Annotated in this window: 2 protein-coding genes; one reads left to right on the top strand and one right to left on the bottom strand. The window is 70.5% G+C overall.

Annotation, left to right across the window (positions count from 1 at the left end; all coding sequences use genetic code 11):
- On the bottom strand, nt 1-283 hold a 283-nt coding region (locus ACFWJO_RS39115), incomplete at its 3' end, for a helix-turn-helix domain-containing protein (protein WP_386872985.1).
- 174 nt (nt 284-457) lie between these two features.
- Here ACFWJO_RS39115 and ACFWJO_RS39110 point away from each other — a divergent pair.
- Entirely contained in the window at nt 458-1273 is an 816-nt protein-coding gene (locus ACFWJO_RS39110) for an alpha/beta fold hydrolase (protein WP_386872983.1), read from the top strand.
- Nucleotides 1274-1437: the final 164 nt, after the last annotated feature.

The raw sequence follows: 1437 nt of genomic DNA, 5'->3' as shown, positions 1-1437 counted from the left end.
GGACCACGGCCCGGCTGCCCTCGCGTTCGATCAGGCACCGCGGCGTCACCGGTTCGAATCCGACCGGGCCCCACCGATCACCGAGTGCATAGGCGGCTCCGCGCCGGGTCACGGCACCCTCCTCCGCCAGGTCGGCCAGCAGTCGATGGGCGGTGGGCTGGGGCAGGCCCGTCCGCTGGACGAGCTGGCTCAGCCGCAGGCCGGCGGGTCCGGCCTCGTGCAGCAGGCGCATCACGAGGGCGGCGCGGGGCAGGACGCCGGTGGGTGGGGTCAGAGGGGTCACCGGTCCATCGTGCCGCAGCTCCGGCGTCGGAGCCAGTTCCATCTGATGGACTCAATGATTGCCGCCCCTGCTTGCATTATGAGAAATGCACACGCCATGCTGGGACATGTAGGGTGCGTCGCATCGCGGGTGTCGGGTCCAATAGTCCACATATTGGTTTCCAGGAGGAGCCTCATGCCACTGACCGCATCGACCGTCACGCGCACCGTCAGCGTGGACGGTGCCTCCGTCACCTGCCACGACTCGGTGACACCCGGGGAGCTCGACCGGCCTCTCGTGCTGGTCCACGGCACGGGCGGGACGACCGCCTCGCACTTCGGCCACCTGTTCCCGATGATGGCCACGCGGACGCGCGTCATCCTGACCGTCGACCTGCTGGTCGGCCAGGTGCGGGCTGTCGTCGACGAGCTCCTCGGCCCCGACGCCGCGTTCGACCTGCTGGGCTACTCACTCGGCGCCGTCGTGGCCGGGCAGCTGGCCGCCGACCTCGGTCGCCGTGTGGAGAACCTCGTGCTCGTGGCCGGCTGGGCGACGACGGATGTCCACCAGCGCCTGCGCAACGAGGTCTGGCGGCACCTGTACGCCACGAGCCCTGATGCCCTGGCCCGTTACACGGCCTTCTGCGGCCTGTCCCCGCTGGCCCTGCGCTCCCTGACCCCGGCCATGCTCGACGGGGCGCTCGCCTCCCTGACCGCGGACGAGTTCACCGCCCGGCAGATGGACCTGAACGCCCGCGTGGACGTCGCCGACCGTCTCTCCGCCGTCACCGCGCGGACACTGATCGTCTCCTGTGCCGAGGACATCATGGTCCCGCCCCATCACCAGTACGAGCTGCTCGGCATCATCGACGACGCGCGGCTGACGACCATGACGAGCGGCCACGCCTTCTTCCTCGAGCGCCCGGCCGAACTCATGCAGATCGTCGACCTGTACCTGCGCGAGCCCGACCGCCACCCGGCCGGCGCGATCATCCCCGAGACCCACGCCTGAGAGAGGGGCCAGCCATGACCACCGCCATGACCACCACCACCGACGTGCGCCCCGCACCGCGCGACGAGTCCGCCGAGATCCTCATCATCGGCTCCGGATTCGCCGGCCTCGGCATGGGCGCCCAGCTGCGGCGTCACGGCCGCGAGGACTTCCTCATCCTGGAC

Origin of the sequence: Streptomyces sp. NPDC127092, assembly GCF_042722475.1 — a bacterium.
GTDB lineage: Bacteria > Actinomycetota > Actinomycetes > Streptomycetales > Streptomycetaceae > Streptomyces.
Note: the sequence above shows the minus strand (reverse complement) of the source record. Positions and strands in the feature narration are given on the sequence as shown.

Bases quoted from the DNA above. Each gene is read 5' to 3' on its own strand.
- ACFWJO_RS39110 (WP_386872983.1), top strand. From the start codon at position 458: ATGCCACTGACCGCATCGACCGTCACGCGCACCGTCAGCGTGGACGGT.